General features: G+C 28.6%; 3 protein-coding genes. 2 read left to right on the top strand and 1 reads right to left on the bottom strand.

Annotated features, from left to right (window positions below; all coding sequences use genetic code 11):
- On the top strand, positions 1–626 hold a 626-nt coding region (locus ACI3VO_RS08655; RefSeq protein WP_439757532.1), incomplete at its 5' end, for an exodeoxyribonuclease III.
- Positions 627–699: 73 nt separating this feature from the next.
- Here the strand turns inward: ACI3VO_RS08655 and ACI3VO_RS08650 are convergent.
- A complete protein-coding gene (locus ACI3VO_RS08650) occupies positions 700–1,464 on the bottom strand; it encodes an exonuclease domain-containing protein (protein WP_439757531.1) in 765 nt (254 codons plus the stop codon).
- 247 nt (positions 1,465–1,711) lie between these two features.
- On the opposite strand from ACI3VO_RS08650, the gene ACI3VO_RS08645 reads away from it, so the two are divergent.
- Complete coding sequence (locus ACI3VO_RS08645; RefSeq protein WP_439757530.1) at positions 1,712–3,610, top strand: glutamine synthetase; 1,899 nt, start codon at positions 1,712–1,714, stop codon at positions 3,608–3,610.
- Positions 3,611–3,883: the final 273 nt, after the last annotated feature.

The following is a 3,883-nucleotide window of genomic DNA, read 5'->3' as shown; positions in this document are numbered from 1 at the left end:
ACCTCGATCTGATTGGATATCATCAATACTGGAACTACGCTGAGAAAAAAGGCTACTCAGGAACTGCAATTTTTACAAAGCAGGAGCCACTATCTGTAAATTATGGAATACAAATAGAAGAACACGATAAAGAGGGAAGAGTTATAACATTGGAATTTGAAAAGTTTTATTTTGTAACTGTCTACACTCCTAATTCTCAAAGTGAGCTAAAGAGACTAGATTACAGAATGAAATGGGAGGATGATTTTAGAGATTATCTATCTAATTTAAATAGCAAAAAGCCAGTTATACTTTGTGGTGATTTAAATGTGGCTCATAAGGAAATAGATTTAAAAAATCCTAAGACAAATAGAAAAAATGCTGGTTTTACAGATCAAGAGAGAGGTAAATTCACTGAGCTATTAGAAAGTGGATTTATAGATACATATAGATATTTTAATCCAGACAAAGAGGGAGTATACTCTTGGTGGTCTTATAGATTTAAGGCTAGGGAAAAAAATGCTGGATGGAGAATAGATTATTTCTGTGCATCAAAGGCCCTAGAAAAAAATCTAATAAGTGCAGATATACATACAGAAGTGCTTGGTTCAGATCACTGTCCTATAGAGCTAGTAGTTGAAATATAATTAGGGCTAAAAAATAGCTGTTATATATTTAATATTTATATATCAGCTATTTTTTTAGTGTAAAATATTCGAACTAATTATTGTTTTTATCATTTTTTGGATTTAATAGAAACTTATTTTTTCTGCCCATATTATAGGCTGCGTGTATTAATTTTTTATCCTCTTTAGTTAAATCTCTTTTTAATATAGATCTGCATTCAGCAAATAATTTATCGTAATCGATTTTTAGTTTTTGCTTTTCCTTTTTAGAGAGATTGTAGGTATAGGTTTCTGCTTTGATGCTTTTATTGTTGATCTTTTGAAAGACAAGTGCTGTGTAGTAAGCATCGTTTAAAGCATTGTGATATTTTTTATCTTGTTCCAATTCTAGTATTGAAATTGCGTTTTGTAATCCAATACATTTACCTACAGGGTTGTTAAAAAAATTAGAAGCATGCTGTTGAATATTAATATATTTAACTGGAATTTTTTCAGAAGATAAATTGTAAAAAATTATATTTCTATATAGCTCCTTTAAGTCATTTGTTCCCCAAGTGCCGAATATAGCGTTTTTAGAATCAATAAACTTTAAAAATTGTTCGTAAACATCTGTGAAACTAGGGGCATTTTTAAGGTCGCTATTTGTAATACCGGTCATTTTTTTTACAAAAGGATGTATATCCTTGTATATTTGTGATTTTATATAACTTGAAAATGTATCTATTATATTTAGTTCGGAATCTAGTTTAATGGCTCCGATTTGTATTATTTCAAATGGACATTTGGCATTTGAAACAGTTTTATTGTTAACCCTATCAAAACCTTGGTTAAATTCTAAATCAAAAATTATATAATTCATAATAAGTTCTCTCCTAATTTCTGTATAATTGTACAATATATTAATTATATCATTAAATTGATAAAAAATATGCGTTTACAATTAATATATGATAAATTTAATTATTTTAAATATGCAAAATAAAATAAGTAAAAAATGTTGCACATTTTTACAAAATTATATATAATAAGAAAAGAAAAATACGAATAAAAAACGAAAAATTAAGTCTATAATACGGATTTATAAGATATAGGGGGATTATTTTTATATGAAACAACAAATTCACGTAATAGATAAGAGAAAAGTTAGCAATGAAGAATTAAAACAAATATTATTAGACAATCCTAATATTAAATTTTTATCTCTTATGGGTGTAGACCTTGGAGGTAATGCAACTGACGAAAAAATACCAATAAGCTTATTATTAGATGATGTTGACGACTTTTTAAAATCAGCAATACAAACTGATGGATCTAGTGTTGAATTACATAATATAGCAACTTTAAATAACGCAAAGGTAGACTTAATGCCTGACCAAGACTGCAAATGGTATGTTGATTATAATTTAGAAAATATAGATAAAGAAACAGGACTTCCTGTAGGAACTCTTAAAATACCAGCTCTTTTAATACACGACAATAAGAGAGTAGGTTCAAGAGGGATACTTAGAAAAGCACAATCAAACTTTAAAAAATCATTAATAGAAATATTTACTGAATGCCCACAAATAATAAATAGTATAGGCATAGACAGTGTAAATGATATAGAAGATATAGTTTTAACTGCTGCTACAGAATTAGAGTTCTGGGTAAATACTCCAGAAGATAAAGCAGACTTAGAACAATTAGCAGTTTCTCAAAGCTTAAAGGAACAATACTGGAAGAGAACTCACGGAATAATAAGAACTTGCTTAGAACAATCTCTAGAAAAATTAGAACAAATGGGAATATCACCAGAAATGGCACATAAAGAAGTCGGTGGAATATCTAGCTCTATAAATAGAGATGGTAAAACTAAACATGCTATGGAACAACTTGAAATATCTTGGAAATTCGACAGCCCAATACAAGCTGCTGATAACGAAATAGCAGTTAGAGAAGCTGTTGAAGATATATTTACAATGAATGGTCTTGAAGTTACATTCAAAGCTAAACCAATCCAAGGAGTTGCAGGTAGTGGTGGGCATACTCACTTTGGTGTAAGCTTAATACTTAAAGATGGTACTTTCAAAAATTTATTCGCTCCACTAGATATGACAAAAGATTACTTAAGTGAAGCTGGATATGGTGCTTTAATGGGACTTTTAAAGAATTACGAGGTTATAAATCCTATAGTAACTAACAGTATAGATGGATTTGAAAGATTAGTACCAGGATTTGAAGCTCCAGTTTGTATAGTTACTTCACTAGGACATACTTATGAAACACCATCAAGAAATAGATCTGTACTTGTAGGTCTTATAAGAGATGCCAAAAAACCTAAATCACTTAGATTTGAGCTTAGATCTCCAAACCCACTTTCAAATACTTACCTTGTAATGGCAGCATGCTATCAAGCAATGCTAGATGGTATAAAATTTGTAGCTAAGAGCGGCTTAGATACTAAGGCTTTAGAAAAAGAATTATCTAAAGATATCGGTGAAGAAGCTCTATACTTAGAAAAAGATAGAAAATACAGAGATGAAAACAACGTATTTGAATATTATACTGATGAAGAAAGAAACGAAAGATTTGGTATACCACCAGCAACAGTATATGAAAACATGTTAAATCTTACTAAAAACGAAGATAAGCTAGAATGCTTAAAGGATGGAAATGTATTTACTGACAGTATAATAGATTCATTTAAATACGGTTCACTTAATAAATGGAAAAAAGAATTAAGACATAGAATTATACACGACGATATAGAAGTATTAAGAGGATATGTAAAATTACACAGCAAAGAAAATATGGATGCTCTAGATGAAGTTAACTGGAATAAAATTTCTGATATTAAATTCAATATAATGAAGGATACTTTAACTAGAAAATCACTATTTACAAGAATAAATGAAGCTATAGATAAAAAGGATTATGAAAAAGTTTCTGAATTACAATTAGAGCTTAGCAAAGAAATGAAAGAAATAAGAGAGTTATATTCTCACTATAAAAAGAATATTTACTAGAATATGAAAAGGAGTTGTTACATGGGCTAGATTAATTGCCAGGGTAACAACTTCTTTTTTGTTTAATGATAAATGAATAAATGAAAAGCTATAAAAAATATTATTATATAAGACGAAATTTTCCTCAAATAATCGTAGCTAGGTTTAGGTATTATATTGAAGTTAAATGTAATTACAGTCGATAATAGCAATAATCCTAGAATATCAAAGCTAAAAAAATTTACATTTATAAAAAAACAGGATATATGGATTAAAAAAGATATAAAACAAATA

The organism is Intestinibacter sp. (assembly GCF_051866655.1).
Lineage (GTDB): Bacteria > Bacillota > Clostridia > Peptostreptococcales > Peptostreptococcaceae > Intestinibacter.
This window is presented reverse-complemented; position numbering and strand designations above follow the sequence as displayed.